The sequence below is a fragment of the Borreliella bissettiae DN127 genome (assembly GCF_000222305.1).
GTDB classification, from domain to species: domain Bacteria; phylum Spirochaetota; class Spirochaetia; order Borreliales; family Borreliaceae; genus Borreliella; species Borreliella carolinensis.
Genome location: NC_015921.1, coordinates 369,486 through 390,322, shown reverse-complemented (window position 1 = coordinate 390,322; position 20,837 = coordinate 369,486). Strand labels below are relative to the sequence as shown.

The following is a 20,837-nucleotide window of genomic DNA, read 5'->3' as shown; positions in this document are numbered from 1 at the left end:
ACATTTCTATTGTTTTAGAGGATTTAGCATTGAATAAAAAAATGTTTCCCAAAATTTACTATTATGATCAAGACTTTATTGATATTTACAATAAAAGTTTATCTTGGATTCAAGATAAGGTTATTTTGCAAAAAGTTACAGATAAGGGTAAAAAAGATAAAAATTATTATTCGGAAAATTGCGATTATATAGATCAAATGCAAGCTTGTATGTCAAGCTTTTTTCTTGTCTATAGTAATGGGGAATATTCATCTACATTTGCAATTGATAAATTTTATCAATTGCAGGAAGAATCAGGTGCAATCAGAGCTAGATATGACAATAACAATGCTATTATTGATCTTGATGAGAATGAAGAGAACATTGGATTTCCTATTTTTGCGTGGGCTGAATATAACTTATATCATAAAACAGGAAATAAAAAGAGAATTTCTGAAGTTTTGCCAATTCTTGATAAGTATTATAAATGGATAGAGAGTAAATTTTTAAAGGAAAATGGTCTTTATTCAATTGATGTAAATAAAATTTTTTATAAAAACTCCCCAAGAGTAGATGCATATTACCCTGTAGATTTTAATTCATTACAAGTTCATAATGCATATTGTATTTCTAAATTAGCAGACATTTTAAATGATAAAAATTTATCGCTTGAATACAAAAAGCGATTTTTTTCCCTTAAGGTCAAAATTAATTCTTTAATGTGGAGCGAAAAAGATGGATTTTATTATGATCTTGATGTTAATGAAAATATTCTTGAAATTAAGACAATAGTGGGATTTTTGCCAATGCTTTCCGAGATTCCCAGTGAGGACAGAATAGAAAGAATGATTTTTTATTTAAAAAGTACTAAACATTTTGGGACTCCAAATCCTTTTCCAACACTTTCTGTTAGTGAGCCAGGTTTTAGTGAGGATGGTAATGGATATTATGGGTCAGTTTATACTTATATGAATTTTTTTGTGATCAAAGGCCTTGAATATTGTGGTCGTGCAAATATTGCAAGAGAATTTACTATAAGACATTTGTATTATATATTAGACACTTTGATGCCTTTTAATAAAATTAAAGGGCACATTTGGGAAGCTTATAAACCCATGCAAGAAGGACCTGCATATTTTGATTCTAATAAAAAAACTTATACTGAGAAAGGTCTTATTTGTTATCTTGCTCTTTTTAGTATTAGTTTGATGATAGAAAATATTATTGGGCTTACAATTAGTTTGCCTGATAAAACTGTATATTGGAACATACCCACTCTTGAGATTATGGGGATAGAAAGCTTATCTCTTAAAAAGAATCAAACTACAATAATTTGTAATAAAGGGAAAAGAGGTTGGGAAATAAAAATGGAATCTGAGAAACTTTATTATTTTACAATAAATATATTAAATAAAAAAGAAAAAACCCTTCCTATTCCTTCAGGAAGATGTTCTATGTTGTTGGATAAGCTTTGATGAATTAGATTCATTAAATGTCTTGTAAAATTTAAATTTTTGGGGGCCTTTTAATGATAGATATTGATGAATTGAGAATTTTTCTTAAAGAGAAGAGTTATTCTAAAATTAAAGAAAAATTTTTAAAGCATGACTCCTTTGATATTGCTGAGGCGCTTAAAAAACTTAATGGAACCGAATTGATTTTGCTCTACAGATTTTTGCCCAAAAAAATAGCAGTTGAAACTTTTTCTAATTTTGACCAATCTACAAAAAATAAATTAGCAAATTCTTTTACCAATAAAGAAATAAGTGAAATGATTGATGAGTTGAATCTTGATGATGTTATTGACCTTTTAGAAGAAGTTCCCGCAAATGTTGTTCAGAGATTTTTAGCAAGTTCTACAGAAGAGAATAGAGAAATTATTAATAAATTTTTGTCTTACAGTGATGACTCTGCAGGTTCGATTGTAACAATTGAATATGTTGAGCTTAAAGAAGATTTCACAGTTGGCAGAGCCCTTGATTATATTAGAAGGGTAGCTAAAACCAAAGAAGATATTTACACTTATTATATTACAGATGATGAAAAGCATTTAAAAGGAGTTATAAAGATTGAAGATTTAATATTGGCTAAAGATGATGTTATTCTATCGTCAATAATGAGAAGTAGTGGGTTTTATATTGTGGGAGTCAATGATGAGAAAGAAGATGTTGCACTTCTTTTCCAAAAACATGATATTACCAGTGTTCCTGTTGTTGATAATGAGGGAAGAATGATAGGGGTTATTATTATCGATGACATTTTAGAGGTTATTCAGTCTGTAAATACTGAAGATTTTCAAATGATTGCGGCTGTTAAACCTTTAGATACATCTTATCTTGATACTTCTATTTTAGTTATGACAAAAAATAGGATAATTTGGCTTTTAGTTCTTATGGTGTCTTCTACTTTTACAGCTACAATCATTTCAAATTATCAAAATTTAATGTTGTCTTTAGTGGTTTTGGCTAGTTTTATTCCCCTTTTAATGGATACTTCAGGCAATGCCGGCTCTCAGGCATCTGCTTTAATAATTCGTGAACTTGCTCTTGGTACTGTTAAGGTAAAAGATTTTTTTCAAGTGTTTTTAAAGGAAATATGTGTTAGTATTCTAGTGGGAGCAATTCTTGCTGGTGTTAATTTTTTAAGAATTGTATTTTTTGTAGCTCCAAACCATCCTGATAAGTTTAAAATAGCTTTTGTAGTTTCATCTTGCTTAATGGTAAGTTTGACAGTAGCAAAAATATTGGGAGGTCTTTTGCCCATTGTTGCTAAAATTTTGAAGTTGGATCCAGCACTTATGGCAGGCCCTTTAATCACTACGATTGCAGATGCTATTACTTTAATAGCTTATTTTAATATAGCAAAATGGGTTTTGGTTAGTTATGTTGCTTAAATTTCATTTAAATATGTTGATTGGTATTTTTTTATAATAGGACATTTTTAATGTATAATTGTATTTTTTGTAAAATAGTAAACAAAGAGCTTCCTAGTTATAAAGTTTATGAGGACGATTTGGTTTTAGCATTTTTAGACATTAATCCCTTAACTGTTGGGCATACTCTTGTTATTCCCAAAGAACATAGTGAGAATTTATTGAACATGGATGATAAATTTAGCGAGAGAATTTTAAAAGTATGTAAAAAAATTTCAAATGCTTTAAAGAAAATAAATTCAAGCATTTATGGTGGAATAAATATCTATTCTGCTTTGGGGGCTGGTGCGGGACAAGAAGTTTTTCATACTCATTTTCATATAATTCCAAGGTTTAAAAATGATGGTTTTGGTCTTAAGAGAGGTAATAAACTTAATCTTGAAGTTGAAAAATTTAAAGAGTTGTCTATGCAAATAAGTATGAATATTTAATTTTATTTTGCCAAAAAGGATTCTTTATGAGAAGAAACTTTTTATTCTTTTTTGTTTTTATGCTTAATACATTAGGAATTTATTCAGGAATTCCTGGTTATCTTAATGTGTACAGTGGAATTGGGGTTGGTGTTGATAATTTTACTCAAGATTTATTCTTCTATGAAAGACTTAAGTATCAATTTTTCAGTGGAGTTGGGGTTAATGTTTCTCAAAATTTAGCATTTGGTGGAGAATTTAATTTGGATATTAAATTTTTACCAAGCCATACTCCTTACACCGATGAGATTATATTTATGTTAAATGATAAAGCATATTTGAGGCATTCTATAAATTATTTCATAATAAAAGATGTTACATTCTCATTGAGAATGTATGGTAATTATTTCTTTTTATCTTATACCCCAATGTTTAGTTTAATCTTTTTCACAGGTTTACAATTTTCATACATTGGTGCAAAAATTTGTTTTATGGATTCAAGTGATTGGACATTGCTGGATAATTTTGTTTTGGGAGTAGACATTGGAGCTAGAATTAATATAAATTTTATTTTTTTGGAATATACAGTCTCTCCAATTTTTTACAACAAACCTTTACTTTTAAATCAAATGCATAAAGTAACATTAGGCTTTATTTTTCAGTATGATGTAGCAACAAGGAATGAAAGCGAAATACTTTCTATTTTATAAATTTTATGAGCTTAAGGATATTTTAAATTTTCTTCTTTGATATTGTTTAATATTTGCAAGTATTTAGAAGATTCATATTTAGCCATATCAAGGTTGTGTTCTTTGTAATTTCCGCATTCCTTATCGCTTGCGCCCGGAATAGGCTCTGAAAAATTTACGATTTCGGAAAAAAGCCATGATACTAGATCAATAAGATCTTTACTTTCATAGTCTCCAAAAATTATTAAGTAAAAACCAGTTCTGCATCCCATAGGACCAAAATATACTATTTTTTCGGTCCAAACTTTATTATTTCTAAGCAAAGTGGCTCCTATGTGTTCTATTGTGTGTATTGCTGCGTTTTCAATTATTGGTTCGATGTTGGGAGCTTTGATTCTAATATCTATTGTAGTAAATATTACATTTTCAAAAGTGTCTTTCCTTGAGACATATATGCCAGGGTTTAGTTTTGTGTGATCTATTGTAAAGCTTGTTATTTTTTTCATTTTTTTAGCACTGTTTGTATTTTTTTTACAAAATCTAATTTTTCCCATTCAAATTCATTTTTTCCAAAATGGCCATAAGTGCAAGTTTTAAGATATATGGGTTGTTTTAATTTTAATTTTTCAATTATGCCGCTGGGAGTTAAATCGAAGTTATTAACAATAAAATTTAATATTTTGTTTGCATATTTAGGATTAGTTATCCCCGCGGTTATTTGAATAGATATTGGATTTTCAATTCCAATTGCATATGCGAGCTGTAGTTCAAATTCTTTAGAAATTCCGGCTGCCACCATATTTTTTGCGATATATCTTGCCATATAGGCAGCCGATCTGTCTACTTTTGTGGCATCTTTTCCGCTGTATGCTCCTCCCCCGTGTCTTGCAAATCCCCCATAGCTATCGGCAATAATTTTTCTTCCTGTAAGACCAGTGTCTCCGGTAGGCCCCCCAATTACAAAATTTCCGGAAGGATTAATGCAATATGCAGTATTTTCATCAAGCATTGATTTGTCTTGAATGGTGGGTTTGATAATTTCTTCAATTATTGTTTGTCGTATTAGTTCTTGGGAGATGTTTGGATCGTGTTGATGAGAGACTATTATATTTTTTATTTTTATGGGGTTTCTGTTTTTATCGTATTCAATAGTAACTTGAGATTTTGAGTCAGGCCTTAACCATTTTATTGCTCCTGATTTTCTAAGACTGCTAGCTTTTTTTAGAATTGAATTGGCAAGTTCATAAGGAGCTGGTAAAAAATTTTTTGTTTCATCGCAGGCATATCCAAATATTATTCCCTGATCACCTGCTCCAAGGGTATTGGATCCCTTTTTTTCAATTGCGTTTACAATGTCACGCGATTGATTGCCAACAGCGTCTATTACTGTTATTGTTTTGTAATCAAGCCCATAATCAATATTTGTATAGCCTATATCTTTGATGATGTTCTTAGCAATTTCTTTTATATCTATGTGTTTTTTTACAGGACTATTTATTTCTCCTGCTATTACTACTAAGTTTTGTGCAATTATGACCTCGCAAGCTACTTTTGCATTTTTATCTTCTTTTAATATTTCATCAAGGATGGCATCAGAGATTTGATCTGCAATTTTATCTGGATGTCCTTCAGATACAGCCTCAGAAGTTAAAGTTTGGTTAGCTGCTATTATTTTATTCATATTAGCCTAATAAGTTCCTTTATCATTTTGCTTGAATTTATTGATGATGTTTTTAAAAATTTATTAAAGTCTATATGGTTATCTTTATTTTTTGGTAAATCAGAAATTGAACGAATGATTATGAATGGTATTTTAAATATGTGCGCTACTTGAGCTATTGCAGCTCCTTCCATATCTACAGCTAAAGCATCTTTGAAATTTTTTTTAATTGTTTCAAGATTTTTTTCATTGTCAACAAATTGATCTCCTGTTAGTATTAAGCCAATGTGGGTATCAATGTTTAAAAGTTTGTTGTCGATAATATTGACTGCTTTTTTCAGTAATTCTTCATCTGCTTTAAACTTTTGTGGCAAATTGGGGACTTGCCCTATTTTGTGTCCAAACTTGGTTAAGTCGAAGTCATAGTATGCTGTTTCTGAGGATACTATAATATCTGATATTTTAAGGTTAGAGTTTTCTTTTATTCCCCCAGAACTTCCAGAGTTTATTATATGAGTGATTTTATATTTAGAGATAATTTGACTGCTCCAAATTGCTGCGTTAACTTTGCCAATTCCTGTAGTTAAAGAGATTACATCTTTTCCTAAAATTTTTCCTTTATAAATTTTTTTATTTTCTAAGTAGTCATTTAGTACAATTTCTTCTTTGTTATCAAGTATTTTATTTATTTCTTCTGATTCTTCTTGCATAGCTGATATTATCAAAATCATATTTTTTCTCCTTTTAAATGTTTTATATAATATCTATTAAAGAATATTTATTTTTAATTAGCTCTATTTCATTTTGATTGAGTATTTTTTTTATTCCTGTGTTTGTGTTTGGTATAGATTGAACACTGTGTTGCTCATTTTTGTCTACAACTTTTCCATTTTTTATTATGTGGTTTATGTATGGGAGATTTGGGTTAGAATCATCTATATCTACTATTTTGGCTATAGAATTGTCATTAAGCTCTACAATAAAGTCTAAAGGACAAGAAGATATTGCATTGATTATTAACTTCAAAACCCTTTTGTCAAATTTTTTGTCAGCATCTTGAATTAATTCAATAATAGATGCTCCAGAATTAAAAGATTTTTTATATGCCTTGTCTAAAATGATGGCAGAATAGGCGCTAGCGGCGCCTATTATATTTGATTCTATGCTGATGTTTTCACTTGTTAATCCTTTAGGATAACCAGTTCCGTCTAGATTTTCTTTATGTGTTAGAAGTGTCAAACATATTGATCGAGACAAATTGCTCGTTGAAGCTATTTTATAGCTTATTATGGGATATTTTTTTATTATTTCTAGTTCTTCATCAGTTAATGCTTCTTTTTTTTCGCTAATTTTTGTTGGAATAAATAAAAATCCTATTTTGTGTAAAAGGGCAATACTACAAAGTTCTACTGTTTTATAGTTATTTAGTCCCATTTCATTGCCAAGGGCCACTGTTAAGATAGCTGTATTTACTGAATGAATAATGTGATAGTTTTCAGAAAGCTTGGGGATTCTAAAATATTTGATAAAAATTTTTTTCTGTTTTTTGTAAAATTCTATTACTTTTTTTACAGTAGGCATAATGTCTTGGTAATATATTTTTTTATTTCTTTTGCAATTTTCATAGATTTCTTCTAAATTGCTTATTATTACATGATAACTGGAAATAGCCTCTTCGTTGAATTTTTTATGTATTTCTTCATATTCTCTTTTAACAGAATCATTATTGAAAAAATTTTTTCTCTCTTTAATGTATGACTTTAAATTCCATTTTTCAATAAGCTCAATATTTTTGTCTCCAATAAATGCATTCTCAGGCCAAACTAAGAATTCTTTGTCTATTAAATATGATGAATTTTTTATATTTTTGATAATGCTTTCAAAATTTTGCATTTATTCCCTTGAAATTAAGCCTTATTAACCATGTATACCATATTATTTATTAATTGTCCATCTATTAGTATAATGTATTTATTATATCTCAATTTTTGAATTAAGCTTTTTTGAAGAGATTTTTATGGTAGAAAAAATACGCTTAGGTTTTAATATTATTTTTCTTGGATTATTTATTTATTTTCTGGCAATTTTAAGATTTCAAATGAAATTAAGCTTCATTTTGTTTAATTACCAATTTATTTTGATTTATTTTTTATTGGTGATTGTTTTTAATGTTATTTATTCCCAATATTTTTTTTCAAGATTGTATTTTATTTTAAATGGGACGGAAGATACATTTACTTTTTTAAAGCTTAAAATGGTTCGTAAAAAGCTTAAAAGTGTTTTTGAAATATCTATTCTTCTTAGGTTTATTTTAATAAAACAAGATAAAAAAAGTCTTGATGAGCTTTATTTTTATTTAAAAGACACCAGATTAAAGCATAAGACAATAATGGAGCTTTATTCCGTTCTTATTAGCTTTAGAGAAAAAGAAAAGGCTTCTAGTTTGATTTTAAATTACAAGTGCAGTAGAAATAAGTGGGTGAAATATTGCGAAGCTCTTAGTATGTTGTCATTTGAAGAGTACTCAAAGCTAAAAGAGTTGGTAAATTTTTTAGATAAGTTTTTTTTGAAAAATGATATTTTTACTATTTATTTCTATTATTTATTGCGCAAATCAAAAGCATCTTTTGATTTGCTTGAAAGCAAAAAAATTGAAATTAGAAATCGATATTATAAATTAAAAAACAGGATAGATTCTAAACATACAAAACTGCTTGGTTCAAATTTATTTTTTGTTGTTTTTTATTATATTTATGATTTTTCTAAAAAAGATGTTTTTTATTAAAGGAGTTGTGTTTTGAGTATAAGGGTTCGTTATGCACCCTCTCCAACGGGTTTGCAACATATTGGTGGGATTAGAACAGCTTTGTTTAATTATTTTTTTGCAAAGTCTTGTGGAGGTAAATTTTTACTTAGGATTGAGGATACAGATCAGAGCAGGTATTCTCCAGAAGCTGAAAATGATCTTTATTTAAGTCTTAAATGGCTTGGTATTTCTTTTGATGAAGGTCCTGTTGTAGGAGGTGATTATGCTCCTTATGTTCAGTCTCAAAGAAGTGAAATATATAAGCAATATGCTAAATATTTAATTGAATCTGGGCATGCTTATTATTGCTATTGCAGTTCTGAAAGGCTTGAAAGGATTAAGAAAATTCAAAATATTAATAAGATGCCCCCTGGATATGATAGGCATTGTAGAAATTTAAGTAGTGATGAAATTGAGAATGCGCTAATTAAAAAAATCAAACCCGTTGTTAGATTTAAAATTCCTTTAGAAGGAGATACGAGTTTTGATGATATTCTGCTTGGAAGAATTACATGGGCAAATAAAGACATTAATCCTGATCCTGTAATTCTCAAGTCAGATGGATTGCCGACTTATCATCTTGCTAATGTAGTTGATGATTATTTAATGAAAATTACCCATGTATTAAGGGCTCAAGAATGGGTTTCCTCAGGTCCGTTGCACGTGCTTCTTTATAAGGCTTTTAAATGGAAGCCGCCTATTTATTGTCATCTTCCAATGGTTATGGGAAATGATGGTCAAAAATTAAGCAAAAGACACGGATCAACAGCTTTAAGACAGTTTATTGAAGATGGGTATCTTCCAGAAGCTATTATTAATTATGTTACTTTGCTTGGCTGGTCTTATGATGATAAGAGAGAATTTTTTTCAAAAAATGATCTTGAGCAATTTTTTTCAATTGAGAAGATCAATAAATCTCCTGCGATTTTTGATTATCATAAGTTGGATTTTTTCAATAGCTACTATATTAGAGAAAAAAAAGATGAAGATTTGTTTAATCTTTTGCTCCCTTTTTTTCAAAAAAAAGGGTATGTTTCTAAGCCTAGTACTTTGGAAGATAATCAAAAATTAAAGTTATTAATTCCTCTTATAAAGAGTAGAATTAAAAAATTAAGCGATGCTTTAAATATGACTAAATTTTTTTATGAAGACATTAAATCTTGGAATTTAGATGAGTTTTTAAGCAGAAAAAAAACAGCCAAAGAGGTTTGTTCTATTTTAGAATTAATAAAGCCTATTTTAGAAGGATTTGAAAAAAGATCGTCAGAAGAAAATGATAAAATTTTTTATGATTTTGCCGAGAGCAATGGTTTTAAATTGGGAGAAATTCTTCTGCCTATTAGAATTGCAGCGCTTGGCAGCAAAGTCTCTCCGCCGCTTTTTGATTCTTTAAAGTTGATAGGCAGGGCTAAAGTTTTTGAAAGAATAAAATTAGCACAGGAATTTTTAAGAATAAATGAATAGCTATTAAGGATATTTTTATGGTTAGAATGGAAGATATTATTTCTCTTGCGAAAAGAAAAGGGTTTGTATTTCAGTCTTCAGAGGTTTATGGAGGCCTTTCAGGAGCTTGGGACTATGGTCCTTTGGGAGTTGAACTTAAAAAAAATATAAAGAGAGAGTGGTGGAAGAGCATGGTGTATTTGCATGAAAACATTGTAGGTTTAGATAGTGCTATTTTTATGCGCCCTGAAATTTGGAGAGCATCTGGGCATGTTGATGGTTTTTCGGATTCTATGGTTGATTGTAAGGATTGTAAAAGTAGATTTAGAGCCGATTTTATTGATTTGTCAAAAAATTGTCCGAATTGCAAAGTTGGGAATAATTTTACATCTCCAAGAAGTTTTAATTTAATGTTTAAGACTCATATTGGAGCAGTGGGGGATGGTTCTAATGAAGTTTATTTAAGACCTGAGACAGCGCAAGGAATTTTTGTTAATTTTAGAAATGTTTTGGATTCTTCAAGGCTTAAGATCCCTTTTGGAATTGCTCAGGTAGGTAAAGCGTTTAGAAATGAGATAGTTACTAAAAATTTTATATTTAGAACTTGTGAGTTTGAGCAAATGGAAATGCAGTTTTTTGTTCATCCCAATCAAATAGATGAGTGGTTTTGTTATTGGCAGCAAAATAGAATGAATTTTTTTATAGAAAATCTTAAAATTAGGCCTGATAGATTAAGATTTAAGGCTCATGATTCAACTCAGCTTGCTCATTATGCAAAAGCCGCATTTGATATTGAGTATGAATTTCCTTTTGGATTTCAGGAAGTGGAAGGTATTCACAATAGGGGTAATTATGATTTAACTCAGCACGCTAAATTTTCTAACAAGCCCAAAATATTTGAGTATCATGATTTGTTAACAAAAGAGAAATATGTGCCTTATGTTATTGAAACTTCTGCTGGTCTTACAAGGTCTGTTTTAATGACTCTTTGTGATGCTTATTCTGAGGAAGAGCTCTCAGATGGAGACAGGCGTATTGTTTTGCGCTTACACCCTAAGTTGGCTCCTTACAAGATTGCTATATTCCCTCTTGTTAAAAAAGTTGAGCTTATTGAAGTTGCTAGAAGAATTTATATGGAGCTTTGCGATGATTTTCATATATTTTACGATGATGGTGGAACAATAGGTAAAAGGTACAGACGTCAAGACGAAATAGGAACCCCTTATTGTGTAACAATAGATTATGATACCCTTGAGGATGAAACAGTTACTGTTAGAGAAAGAAATAGTATGACCCAGAAGAGAATTTTTATTAATGACTTATATTCATACATTAAGACAGAGATTTTAAATTATAAAGAGGATTTTAATAAATGAATCTTGCTTTAAGTCTTTTACATAAACGCGGATTTTTAAAGCAATGTACATCTTTAAAAGTTTTAAGTGATTTAATGGATAGAGAAAAAATAGTTTTTTATGTAGGAGTTGATGCAACAGCTAGTTCTCTTCATATTGGCCATTTGATTCCCTTTTTAGCAATGATGCATCTTAGACAACATGGGCACATACCAATTGTTTTAATTGGAGATTCTACAGCAAAAATAGGCGATCCTTCTGGAAAAAGTGAGATGAGAAAGATTTTATCTTCAGAAGAGATTAGCAATAATGCCTTATTTATAAAAAATCAACTTCAAAGAATAACTAAGTTTACTTCAGAATGCTTTATTCATAATTCAAATTGGCTAGATAATCTCAATTATATTGAATTTTTAAGAGATATTGGCATGCATTTTTCTGTTAATCGTATGTTAAGCTTTGAAACTTATAAAAGAAGGCTTGATTTTGGGCTTTCATTTATTGAGTTTAATTATCAACTTTTACAGTCTTATGATTATTATATGCTTAATAAAATTAAAAATTGTCGACTTCAAATTGGTGGGGATGATCAGTGGGGGAATATTATCTCAGGGGTTGACCTAATTAGAAAAAAAATTGGATCAGAAGCTTTTGGGCTTACGTTTCCATTAATTACAAGAAGTGATGGGAAAAAGATGGGCAAATCAGAAAAAGGTGCTATTTATCTTGATTCCAATCTTTACAGTATTTATGATTTTTATCAGTATTTTAGAAATACTTCAGATTCTGATGTAAAAACTTTTTTGTATCTTTTTACTTTTTTACAAGAAGATGAGATCGAATTAATTTCAAATTTTAAGGGGAATTCTTTAAATAAAGCCAAAGAGATTTTAGCTTTTGAGATAACTAAAATTGTTCACGGAGAAGCGGAAGCTTTGAAAGTTCAAGAGGCAGCTTTTGCTGCATTTAGGGGAAGTGGAGATAGAAGCAATATTCCATTTTTTAAATTTAGCTTTTCTAATTTGGAAGAAGTATTGTTGGTTGATTTAATGCTAGATTCAAAAATTGTGCCCAGCAAATCAGAAGGCAGAAGGTTGATTGACTCTGGAGGTGTTTATATTAATGGCAAAAGGGTAGAAAATCAGAACCATTTTCTTGCTAAAAAGGATTTTAATAACAATGAAGTTGAATTAAGAGTAGGTAAAAAAAATTTTTTACGAATTGTTTTATAGTTGATTTTGGATGTATGATAGAAGAGCTTTAAATTGTTTATTTTTTAACACTTTTTTGTTTTTCATGGAATCTAAGCATCTTGTGTTTACAGAAGAGCACATTTTTTATGGGCTTATTAAAAACGATAAAGTTAGAGAACTGCTTAGTTTATGTGCAATTGACTTTTATAAACTTAATAAACAACTAGAAGAATTTTTTAGTAAACTTCCCTTAAGAGTCAATTATATCCCAGACTATGTTTCTAGTATGGATTATTTGTATGAAGATATAATTAGTGTTCTTTTTTTTTATAAAAAACCTTATAAAATACAAGAAAAAGATTTATTGTGGGTGCTTGTCAAAAAAAGAAAGAATAGCATTTTAGATGCGCTGCTTAGCTCAGGGTTTAATTTAACTATTTTTGACAAACTTATTGAAGTTCATGACTATTTGGCTTTAAATACTAAATCTGCCTCAGGCGACAGTGAGTTAATTGCAGAATATATTCATAGTAATGTGCCAAAAAAGAAAGGAGGCTTTCATATTTTTGATGATAAGCGTGATAAGTTGGATCAAAATAATATTTTCTTAGAAAGTAAAGATTCTATTGGCAATTTTTTAACAAACGTTATTGATACTTTGGATTTAAAATACAAGCCTTTAATTGGCAGAAATCGAGAATTATCTCGGTTAATCCAGGTGATACTTAGAAAGCACAAAAGTAATCCCATTTTATTTGGAGAGCCTGGTGTTGGAAAAACAGCATTAATCCAAGGTCTTGCATATAAAATAAAAACAGGGAATGTTCCAAATGATTTAATAGGATATGAAATCTATTCTCTTGATATTGGCAGGCTTCTTTCAGGCACTAAATATAGGGGGGATCTTGAGAGTAGGGTGAATAGGGTTTTAGATTTTTTAAACTCAAGAAAAAAAGTTATGCTTTTTATTGATGAAATTCATATGATAGTAGGGGCAGGGGCTACTTCATTTGGTAGTATGGATATTTCCAATTTGTTGAAGCCCATTCTCACTTTAGGAAAAATTAAATTTATTGGGGCTACTACAGAATATGAATATAGAAAATTTTTTTTAAAAGATAAGGCTTTAATGAGAAGGTTTCAGAGCATAGAGCTTAAAGAGCCCAATTTTGAAGATGCTTATAATATTTTACAGGAGATTAAAAAAGATTATGAGAAATATCATAATGTGGAATATACAGATGAGGCAATACGGGCTTGCATTCTCATGTCTCAAAAATATATTAAAGATAGATTTCTTCCAGACAAAGCTTTTGATATTTTAGATGAACTGGGTTCTAAGTTTAAGCTTGAAAGCATAAAAAGGATTATAACAAAAGAAGATGTTTGTAATCTGATTAAATCTATTGTTGGTTCTAATATTTTTAATTTTGAAGAGTATGATAGCGAATTATTAATTAATTTAGAAAATAGAATAAAAAAGGAACTTATTATACATGATAACTTAGTATTTGATTTAATATTAAATATTAAATTATTAAAATTCAATTTGCTTGCCAACAGAAGTACTATTGGTATATTTGCCTTTATTGGTGCTTCTGGATCAGGAAAATGCAAATTGACGAATATTTTGTCACAAGAGTTTAAAATTCCAAAGTTTAGTCTTAACATGGGTGAATATAGTGATTTTAATTCTCTTGATAGATTGATTGGGCCTGTTTTAAGTAATGAAGGGTATTATGAATCTACTAGGTTTTTCAAATTTTTAAACAAATCTTCTAATTCTATTATTTTCTTATCAGATTTTGATAAATGCGATAAAAGGGTTTTTGATTTTTTTTTGGAGGGGTTTAAAACAGGCAAACTTTTTGATGGTCTTGGGAAAAAGGTAAGTTTATCAGAAAGTTTAATAGTAATAAGCCTCAATGTTGAGAGCAAGGAGCTTAATAGTATTGGCTTTAAAAATAAAATGATGGGGGAAAATGATTTTAACTTTATATTAGAGAAGAGATTTTCTAATAAGTTTTTAGAGTTAATAGATCATGTGTTTGTATTTAAATCTATTGATGAGTTAGATTTTGAAAAAATCATTTTTAATGAACTTGATTGTTTTGCAAGAATATTAAGAGGTAGAAAATTTGATGTTTTTTTTGAAAAAAGCGTTGTTGATTATATTCGAGAAAAGATCTATGGAAAGGGCTATAGCTTAAAAAGTGTTAGAAAATTTATATTCAAAGAGTTAGGAAAACTTTTAATAGATGAAATTCTTTTTAAGAAAATTGAAAATTCTGGTAAAATAAAAATCTATTTAGATGAAACAATAAAATATGAGTTTTTATAAGGTTATAGGGAGTATTTATGAAAATATCAGTAATAGGAGCAGGTGCTTGGGGAACAGCTATTGCAAAGTCTTTGTCAGATAAATTTGATTTTAATATTTTTTTATGGGCTTTTGAAGAAGATGTTAAGAATAGCATTAATAATGATAATATTAATGCCAAATATTTAAAGGGAATTAAATTGCCAAAAAATTTAGTTGCAAGTTCAGATTTGTTTGAAGTTGTAACAATGTCTGATTATATTTTCATTACAACGCCTTCTCTTTTTACTGTTGATATTTTAAAAAAATTGAATCAATTTTTACATTCTTTAGAGATAAAGCCAAAGCTAGCAATACTTACAAAAGGGTTTATTACTTTTGATGGTAAAACTCAGACTGTTATTGAAGCTGCCGAGAGAGTTATGAGAGGATATAAAGACGAAATTACTTATATTGTTGGCCCAAGTCATGCTGAGGAAGTTGGACTTGGCGTGATAACAGGTCTTGTTGCGGCTAGCAATAATAGAGAAAATGCATATTTGTTTATTAACTTATTTAGTAAAACTTCAATTTCTTTATTTTATAGTAATGATGTTTTTGGGGTGCAAATAGCAGCAGCTTTAAAAAATGTGTTTGCAATTGCATTTGGAATTTTGGATGCTTATAAATTGAATTATCCTAATTTAATAGGTAGTAATACAGAATCATTTTTATTTTCAATATCCTTGAATAATATAAAGGACATTGCAATTGAGCTTGGGGGAAGAAATATTGAAACTTTTTTATTTTTGTCTGGTTCTGGCGATTTAGATGTTACTTGTAGAAGCATGTTTGGGAGAAATAGACGATTTGGCAATGAAATTGTGAGCAAAAATATTTTAGAAAACTTTCTTGGTATAGATGATTTGATAAGCAATATTGAAAAAATTGGATATTTGCCAGAGGGAGTTTTGGCTGCGAAATCAATTTTTTCCTTTTTTAAACAATTAAATCGTGATCTTAATTCCAATAGTTTGTTAAGCGTTATATATAAAATTTTGAATAAAGAACTGGAGCCTAAATCTGTTATTGAGTATATGAGAGATGTTAGACAATAAGTTGAACAATAAAATAAAGCCTCTGCAGAGGCTTTATTGTTTTTGATCATTCATCATATATAAAATTTTATTATAAACATCTTCGATTATTTCAAAATTCATTACAACTTCTGTAAGTTCATTAGATTTGATAGTTCCTATTATGTTGTCATTTTTTGTTAAATCGTCTCTTTTGACTAAAGAACTGCTGTCTACTAAAATTTTTATTCTTGTTAGATCTTTTTGTATATTTTTAATATTTTTAATTCCTCCAAAGCATTCTACAATATGCTCTGCTACTTTGATTTTATTTGTTTTTTCTAAATCTACCATAGCAATTTTATTCCTTGTAGAAGGCTTTATATGCTAAGTAAGCATTGTATAAATCAAATTTAGAAGTTATTTCCATTGGAGAATGCATACTTATAACAGCAGGTCCCATGTCTATTGTTCTTATTCCATAGCTAGCTAAAAACTTGGCAACAGTTCCACCGCCGCCTTCTTCTACTTTTCCAAGAGTTGCTACTTGCCAGTCTATATTGTTTTTATTTAATAATTGCCTAATATAAGAGACAAGTTCAGCATCAGCATCGCTGGCCATACTTTTTCCACCATGTCCTGTGTATTTCATTATGGGTATTCCATAGCCAAGTTGGGGAGCATTTTGTTCGTCATGAACCGAGCTGAATAGTGGGTTTATTGCTGCGCAAACATCAGCAGAAATGCTTTTTGAATTCCACAAAGCTTTTTGTACGTGAAGATTGCTGTATTCTGATTTTTTAATTTTAAAGATCATATCAGAAACAAAATATTCAAGATATCTTGAGTCTAGTCCGGTTGAACCTGTTGAACCAATTTCTTCTTTATCTACAAGAAAGCAAATGGCTGTTTTGTTTGGAGTCTCTTCAAGATCAAATATGGATTCTAGCGAAGTGTAAACACATATTTTGTCGTCTTGTCCGTAAGCGCCAATTAAAGCTTTGTCAAATCCAACGTCTTTTGCTGTTCCTGCAGGCACTATTTCAATTTCTGATGATACGAAATCTTCTTCTTCTATTTTGTATTTTTCTTTTATTAGTTGCAAAGTTGCCATTTTGACTTTATCTTTTTCTTTTGTTTCGATTGGCAGGCTCCCAATTAAAATTTTTAGATTTTCACCCTCAACAATTTCATCTGATTTTTTATTTCTTTGTATTTTTCTATCAAGATGAGGCAAAATGTCGGGAATTATAAAGACAGGATCGTTTTCACTGTCTCCAATATTGATTTCAACCTTTTCTCCATTTTTTAAAAATACCACACCTCTTATTGAAAGGGGTGTAGATAACCATTGGTATTTTTTTATTCCCCCATAATAGTTGGTTTTAAGAAATGTAAGTTCGTTTTCTTCAGATATTGGTGAAGGTTTTGCATCAAGTCTTGGTGAATCTGTGTGAGAAACAATGAAATTCATTCCATTTTCAATAGGATTTTTGCCAATAATAGCAAAAGCAACAGATTTTTCTCTACAGGTGTAAAAAATTTTATCGCCTGGCATTAAATTTTTTTTCTCTTCAGCGTTTACAAACCCCAATTTTTTTGCTTTATCTAGGGCATAGGCTGTAACTTCTCTTTCTGTTTTAAATTTACTTATAAATTTTTTGTAACTTTCGGAAAAATTGAAAATTTGATTTTTTTCTTCTTCATTTAAAAGTATCCATGGATTTTGTTTTTTCATATTAATAAGACCTCCTGTTTCATTTTAACATTTTAATTGTTTTTAAAGTGTGTACAAAATAAATTATTTATTGTAAACTTACTTTTAATTTTAATATGATTAATAAATTATAAGGGAGAATTTTTATGTATAAAAATGGTTTTTTGAAAAACTATTTGCTATTGTTTTTATTTTTTTTAATAAGTGCCTGTGCTTCAAAAGACAGTTCAAATGAATATGTTGAAGAGCAAGAAACGGATAAATCTGCTAAGCTTGATGATTCTAAAATAGATGAACATACTATTGGGCACGTTTTTCATGCTATGGGAGTAGTTCATTCAAAAAAAGATCGAAAAAGTTTGGGAAAAAATATAAAGGTTTTTTATTTTTCTGAAGAAGATGGACACTTTCAAACAATACCTTCAAAAGAGGGCGCAAAGTTAATAGTTTATTTTTATGACAATATTTATGCAGGAGAAGCTCCAATTAATATCTCTGGAAAAGAAGCGTTTATTTTTGTTGGGATTACCTCTGACTTTAAAAAGATTATAAATAGTAATGTACATGGTGCTCGAAGTGATCTTGTTGGCACCTTTAAAGATCTTAATATTAAAGATTCAAAATTAGAAATTACAGTTGATGAGAATAATTCAGATGCCAAGACTTTCCTTGAATCTGTTAATTATATTATCGAAGGTGTTGAAAAAATCTCACCTATGTTAACGAATTAATTTATATTTTTGATTTTTTAGGCTTTAATTTAGATTAAAGCCTATTTTAAAATCAAGCTCTCAAGCTCTCAAGTCCTTTTATTAAAATTTCTGCTGTTTTTACGTTAGTTGCAAGGGGTATTTTATGTACATCGCAAAGCCTAATAAGAGCTGACACATCTGGTTCGTGAGGCTGGCTTGTTAGGGGATCTCTAAAGAAAAATATAGCCAAGATATTTCCTTCAGCTACTTCAGCTCCAATTTGCTGATCTCCTCCCATAGGTCCCGATTTATATTTAATAATCGTAAGATTAGTAGCTTGTTGGATTTTAGATCCTGTTGTTCCTGTTGCAATAAGCTTGAATTTGGATAAGAAGAGATAGTTTTGTTTGACAAAATTTACCAAATCTTCTTTTTTTTTATCATGTGCAATTAATGCTATTTTTTTTTCCATCACTTTTATTCCTTTTCCAATGTAAAATAATTTTTATTGAAATTTAATAAAATTTAGTCATAAGTATATTTTTAGATTTCAATTTTTTTAGAATTTATATTGGTTCTGGTTTGTGCCATAAAAATCCTTGCCCATAGTCTATTTCTAGTTCATTTATTTTTTTTAATATTTCCTCATTATACACAAATTCGGCAATAATTTTTATATTTTTTGTATCTGCTATTTTTTTAATAGATTCTATTATTACAAAATCTATTTCACTAGAGTTTATTGCTTTTATGAAAGATCCGTCTATTTTAAGTAAGTCTATTGGTAGTGTTTTAATATATGAGAGTGATGTATGTCCGCTTCCGAAGTCATCAAGTGCTAGTTTGATTCCAAAACTTTTTAATTCTTGAAAATATTTGTTTATTATTTCAAAATTTTCAAGAATTCCAGTTTCTGTTATTTCCAAGCATATATTTTGAAGTGGGATTTGGCTTTTCAATAAAGTATCTCTTAAAAAGATTCGAAAGTTTTGAGATTTTAGTGAATAAGGAGATATGTTAATTGAGAAAATGTGAATTCCATTTTTTGATACAAAGCTTTTGTATTCTCTTAAAGCCTTTTTAACCACCAATGTATCAACCTCAACAGTTAAATTATATTTGTCTATTAAGTTAAAAATTTGATTGTTTGGAATTGGTCTGCCCATGTGGTCAAAAAGTCTTGTCAAGATTTCTATTTTAGGCTTTAAGTTCTTTTTAAGTGGATTTATTTTTTGATAATAAAGAGTAAAAAAATCATTTTTTATTGCTTTGAGTATATATTGAAAGATTTTGTTTTGATTTTTTAAAATCACCGCTTCTGGCAGTTCTTCTTTGTATATAGTGGGATTAGAGTCTTTGTATTCCGACGATATTTTTGTAGCCATCATTAATTTGGGGATTTTTAATTCTAAGTTTTCTTTTAAATTTACCTCTATTATTCCAATATTGAATTTAAATATAATAATATCTTCTTTTTTAAATGCCAATGCAATTGTTTTTTTGATTTTTTGGGCAATTGAGATTATTTGCTTTTCACCACCACTTGTGCATATGATTACTATGAAATTGTTGTGTTTTAGTTTAAAAATATATTCAGAGTATAATGACATTATTTTTGAATACATTATTTTAAGTATTTTTATATTAAGCTTTTCTTGATCTTCTTTGTATTCATATTCTGCTGTTAGGGATACGTCTAAATTAAGCAAATATATTCTTTTTTTTTTATAAATATCCATATGGTTTACTAGTAATTTTTCAATTTCTTTGGCATTTTGAATCTCGTCTTGCGAATCAATAATTTCTAGGTATTTATAGTTTTCTATTTCGTTGGGGCTTGATATTTCTTTAATTGTTATTAATTTATCGATATTGTTTTGAGCGATTGTGCTAATAAATATATCTACATGTAGTTTTTTGTTATTTTTTAAAGTTAAAAGACAATCGGTTATTAATATATTTTTAAATTCAGGAATAGAGTTTGTGCGGTAACTTAAATCTATTCTTTCTAATTTTTCCCAATCTCTGATATCTATGTCGGTTACTTTTATTATATTTCCAGAGGTTTTCATTGGAAGATTAAGATTTTTACTACCTTTTTCATTGATATAAATAATTTCATTCTTGTTGTTTGTGATGATTACTATTTCTTTTATGAGCTCTGATAAATTTAAAAAGAAATCCAGAGTTGTGTTTTTATTGTCGCAAAATAGCTTTTTTTGATGTATTAAGCTTTGTTTATATTCTAATTCGCTTATATCTTTTATTATTTCAATATGATTAAGTTTTAAGTATTCATCATCAAATTTTTCATTGCTAATTATAATAGAATGTATTTTGTTTGCATTTTTTAATCCATTTGCAATGTTTATTGAAAAATCTATTGGTTTTTCATAATTATAAATAATAGCGAATTTAATATTATTTTGTTTTACATATTCGCTGTATAAAGCTTTTTCAGATTTTACGATTTGAATTAAGTTAAAAATGGATTTAAGCTTTATGAGATCTCTAACATCAATTTCTTTTTTAGAGATTATAACTGAATTTATATTTTGATAATTATTAACCCCGTTCATTTTATTG

General features: G+C 28.8%; 19 protein-coding genes. 11 read left to right on the top strand and 8 right to left on the bottom strand.

The window, feature by feature from the left end; all coding sequences use genetic code 11:
• The first annotated feature begins 29 nt into the window (after window positions 1-29).
• Genes BBIDN127_RS01855 through BBIDN127_RS01840 form a run of 4 tightly spaced genes read left to right on the top strand, consistent with a single transcriptional unit; the run spans window position 30 to window position 4,031 of the window.
• A complete protein-coding gene (locus BBIDN127_RS01855) occupies window positions 30-1,454 on the top strand; it encodes an MGH1-like glycoside hydrolase domain-containing protein (protein WP_014023620.1) in 1,425 nt (474 codons plus the stop codon).
• A 53-nt stretch (window positions 1,455-1,507) separates the two neighbouring features.
• The gene (gene mgtE, locus BBIDN127_RS01850; protein ID WP_014023619.1) at window positions 1,508-2,872 is read left to right on the top strand and encodes a magnesium transporter; all 1,365 of its coding nucleotides are present in this window, start codon (window positions 1,508-1,510) and stop codon (window positions 2,870-2,872) included.
• 50 nt (window positions 2,873-2,922) lie between these two features.
• Window positions 2,923-3,342: an HIT family protein gene (locus tag BBIDN127_RS01845; RefSeq protein ID WP_014023618.1), complete on the top strand. Its 420-nt coding sequence runs from the start codon at window positions 2,923-2,925 to the stop codon at window positions 3,340-3,342.
• Window positions 3,343-3,368: 26 nt separating this feature from the next.
• Window positions 3,369-4,031: a hypothetical protein gene (locus BBIDN127_RS01840; RefSeq protein WP_014023617.1), complete on the top strand. Its 663-nt coding sequence runs from the start codon at window positions 3,369-3,371 to the stop codon at window positions 4,029-4,031.
• A gap of 11 nt (window positions 4,032-4,042) precedes the next feature.
• Here the strand turns inward: BBIDN127_RS01840 and BBIDN127_RS01835 are convergent, their stop codons facing one another.
• Genes BBIDN127_RS01835 through pdeB form a run of 4 tightly spaced genes read right to left on the bottom strand, consistent with a single transcriptional unit; the run spans window position 4,043 to window position 7,563 of the window.
• On the bottom strand, window positions 4,043-4,516 hold the full coding sequence (locus tag BBIDN127_RS01835; RefSeq protein ID WP_014023616.1) for an S-ribosylhomocysteine lyase: 474 nt from the start codon (window positions 4,514-4,516) through the stop codon (window positions 4,043-4,045).
• Entirely contained in the window at window positions 4,513-5,691 is a 1,179-nt protein-coding gene (gene metK, locus BBIDN127_RS01830; protein WP_014023615.1) for a methionine adenosyltransferase, read from the bottom strand. Before metK ends, BBIDN127_RS01835 begins: the two co-directional genes overlap by 4 nt.
• A complete protein-coding gene (locus BBIDN127_RS01825) occupies window positions 5,688-6,401 on the bottom strand; it encodes a 5'-methylthioadenosine/adenosylhomocysteine nucleosidase (protein ID WP_014023614.1) in 714 nt (237 codons plus the stop codon). Before BBIDN127_RS01825 ends, metK begins: the two co-directional genes overlap by 4 nt.
• 22 nt (window positions 6,402-6,423) lie before the next feature.
• A complete protein-coding gene (gene pdeB / locus BBIDN127_RS01820; protein ID WP_014023613.1) occupies window positions 6,424-7,563 on the bottom strand; it encodes a cyclic di-GMP phosphodiesterase PdeB in 1,140 nt (379 codons plus the stop codon).
• A 124-nt stretch (window positions 7,564-7,687) separates the two neighbouring features.
• Here pdeB and BBIDN127_RS01815 point away from each other — a divergent pair, with 124 nt between their 5' ends.
• Genes BBIDN127_RS01815 through BBIDN127_RS01790 form a run of 6 tightly spaced genes read left to right on the top strand, consistent with a single transcriptional unit; the run spans window position 7,688 to window position 15,884 of the window.
• Window positions 7,688-8,455 carry a hypothetical protein gene (locus BBIDN127_RS01815; RefSeq protein ID WP_014023612.1) on the top strand — a complete coding sequence of 256 codons (768 nt, stop codon included), beginning with the start codon at window positions 7,688-7,690 and terminating at the stop codon, window positions 8,453-8,455.
• Window positions 8,456-8,467: 12 nt separating this feature from the next.
• Window positions 8,468-9,940, top strand: coding sequence for a glutamate--tRNA ligase (gene gltX / locus BBIDN127_RS01810; RefSeq protein ID WP_014023611.1), 1,473 nt, complete (start codon window positions 8,468-8,470; stop codon window positions 9,938-9,940).
• Between the two features lie 17 nt (window positions 9,941-9,957).
• Window positions 9,958-11,295 (top strand): glycine--tRNA ligase, encoded by a 1,338-nt coding sequence (locus BBIDN127_RS01805; RefSeq protein ID WP_014023610.1) that lies wholly within the window; start codon window positions 9,958-9,960, stop codon window positions 11,293-11,295.
• Entirely contained in the window at window positions 11,292-12,506 is a 1,215-nt protein-coding gene (tyrS, locus tag BBIDN127_RS01800) for a tyrosine--tRNA ligase (protein WP_014023609.1), read from the top strand. The genes BBIDN127_RS01805 and tyrS overlap by 4 nt, the downstream gene beginning before the upstream one ends.
• A gap of 10 nt (window positions 12,507-12,516) precedes the next feature.
• On the top strand, window positions 12,517-14,808 hold the full coding sequence (locus tag BBIDN127_RS01795) for an AAA family ATPase (RefSeq protein ID WP_014023608.1): 2,292 nt from the start codon (window positions 12,517-12,519) through the stop codon (window positions 14,806-14,808).
• 17 nt (window positions 14,809-14,825) lie between these two features.
• Window positions 14,826-15,884, top strand: coding sequence for an NAD(P)H-dependent glycerol-3-phosphate dehydrogenase (locus tag BBIDN127_RS01790; protein WP_014023607.1), 1,059 nt, complete (start codon window positions 14,826-14,828; stop codon window positions 15,882-15,884).
• 33 nt (window positions 15,885-15,917) lie between these two features.
• Here the strand turns inward: BBIDN127_RS01790 and BBIDN127_RS01785 are convergent, their stop codons facing one another.
• Together BBIDN127_RS01785 and BBIDN127_RS01780 are read right to left on the bottom strand one after the other, a co-directional pair.
• Window positions 15,918-16,196, bottom strand: coding sequence for a PTS transporter subunit EIIB (locus BBIDN127_RS01785; RefSeq protein WP_014023606.1), 279 nt, complete (start codon window positions 16,194-16,196; stop codon window positions 15,918-15,920).
• A 7-nt stretch (window positions 16,197-16,203) separates the two neighbouring features.
• Window positions 16,204-17,580, bottom strand: coding sequence for an aminopeptidase (locus tag BBIDN127_RS01780; protein ID WP_014023605.1), 1,377 nt, complete (start codon window positions 17,578-17,580; stop codon window positions 16,204-16,206).
• A 125-nt stretch (window positions 17,581-17,705) separates the two neighbouring features.
• Between BBIDN127_RS01780 and p22 the strand changes: the two genes are divergently transcribed.
• Window positions 17,706-18,290, top strand: a complete 585-nt coding sequence (p22, locus tag BBIDN127_RS01775) for a lipoprotein P22 (protein ID WP_014023604.1) — start codon at window positions 17,706-17,708, stop codon at window positions 18,288-18,290.
• Between the two features lie 52 nt (window positions 18,291-18,342).
• On the opposite strand, the gene mgsA is transcribed toward p22, so the two are convergent.
• A complete protein-coding gene (gene mgsA, locus BBIDN127_RS01770; RefSeq protein WP_014023603.1) occupies window positions 18,343-18,723 on the bottom strand; it encodes a methylglyoxal synthase in 381 nt (126 codons plus the stop codon).
• Window positions 18,724-18,817: 94 nt separating this feature from the next.
• Entirely contained in the window at window positions 18,818-20,830 is a 2,013-nt protein-coding gene (gene pdeA / locus BBIDN127_RS01765) for a cyclic di-GMP phosphodiesterase PdeA (protein ID WP_014023602.1), read from the bottom strand.
• Window positions 20,831-20,837 lie beyond the last annotated feature (7 nt).

Excerpts from the sequence above, each read along its gene's own strand:
- BBIDN127_RS01805 (WP_014023610.1), top strand. The coding sequence starts at position 9,958 with ATGGTTAGAATGGAAGATATTATTTCTCTTGCGAAAAGAAAAGGGTTT.
- BBIDN127_RS01825 (WP_014023614.1), bottom strand. The coding sequence starts at position 6,401 with ATGATTTTGATAATATCAGCTATGCAAGAAGAATCAGAAGAAATAAAT.
- BBIDN127_RS01845 (WP_014023618.1), top strand. The coding sequence starts at position 2,923 with ATGTATAATTGTATTTTTTGTAAAATAGTAAACAAAGAGCTTCCTAGT.
- pdeA (WP_014023602.1), bottom strand. The coding sequence starts at position 20,830 with ATGAACGGGGTTAATAATTATCAAAATATAAATTCAGTTATAATCTCT.
- BBIDN127_RS01840 (WP_014023617.1), top strand. The coding sequence starts at position 3,369 with ATGAGAAGAAACTTTTTATTCTTTTTTGTTTTTATGCTTAATACATTA.
- BBIDN127_RS01790 (WP_014023607.1), top strand. The coding sequence starts at position 14,826 with ATGAAAATATCAGTAATAGGAGCAGGTGCTTGGGGAACAGCTATTGCA.
- tyrS (WP_014023609.1), top strand. The coding sequence starts at position 11,292 with ATGAATCTTGCTTTAAGTCTTTTACATAAACGCGGATTTTTAAAGCAA.
- p22 (WP_014023604.1), top strand. The coding sequence starts at position 17,706 with ATGTATAAAAATGGTTTTTTGAAAAACTATTTGCTATTGTTTTTATTT.
- pdeB (WP_014023613.1), bottom strand. The coding sequence starts at position 7,563 with ATGCAAAATTTTGAAAGCATTATCAAAAATATAAAAAATTCATCATAT.
- BBIDN127_RS01780 (WP_014023605.1), bottom strand. The coding sequence starts at position 17,580 with ATGAAAAAACAAAATCCATGGATACTTTTAAATGAAGAAGAAAAAAAT.
- BBIDN127_RS01815 (WP_014023612.1), top strand. The coding sequence starts at position 7,688 with ATGGTAGAAAAAATACGCTTAGGTTTTAATATTATTTTTCTTGGATTA.
- BBIDN127_RS01835 (WP_014023616.1), bottom strand. The coding sequence starts at position 4,516 with ATGAAAAAAATAACAAGCTTTACAATAGATCACACAAAACTAAACCCT.
- metK (WP_014023615.1), bottom strand. The coding sequence starts at position 5,691 with ATGAATAAAATAATAGCAGCTAACCAAACTTTAACTTCTGAGGCTGTA.
- mgsA (WP_014023603.1), bottom strand. The coding sequence starts at position 18,723 with ATGGAAAAAAAAATAGCATTAATTGCACATGATAAAAAAAAAGAAGAT.
- mgtE (WP_014023619.1), top strand. The coding sequence starts at position 1,508 with ATGATAGATATTGATGAATTGAGAATTTTTCTTAAAGAGAAGAGTTAT.
- BBIDN127_RS01795 (WP_014023608.1), top strand. The coding sequence starts at position 12,517 with ATGTATGATAGAAGAGCTTTAAATTGTTTATTTTTTAACACTTTTTTG.
- BBIDN127_RS01785 (WP_014023606.1), bottom strand. The coding sequence starts at position 16,196 with ATGGTAGATTTAGAAAAAACAAATAAAATCAAAGTAGCAGAGCATATT.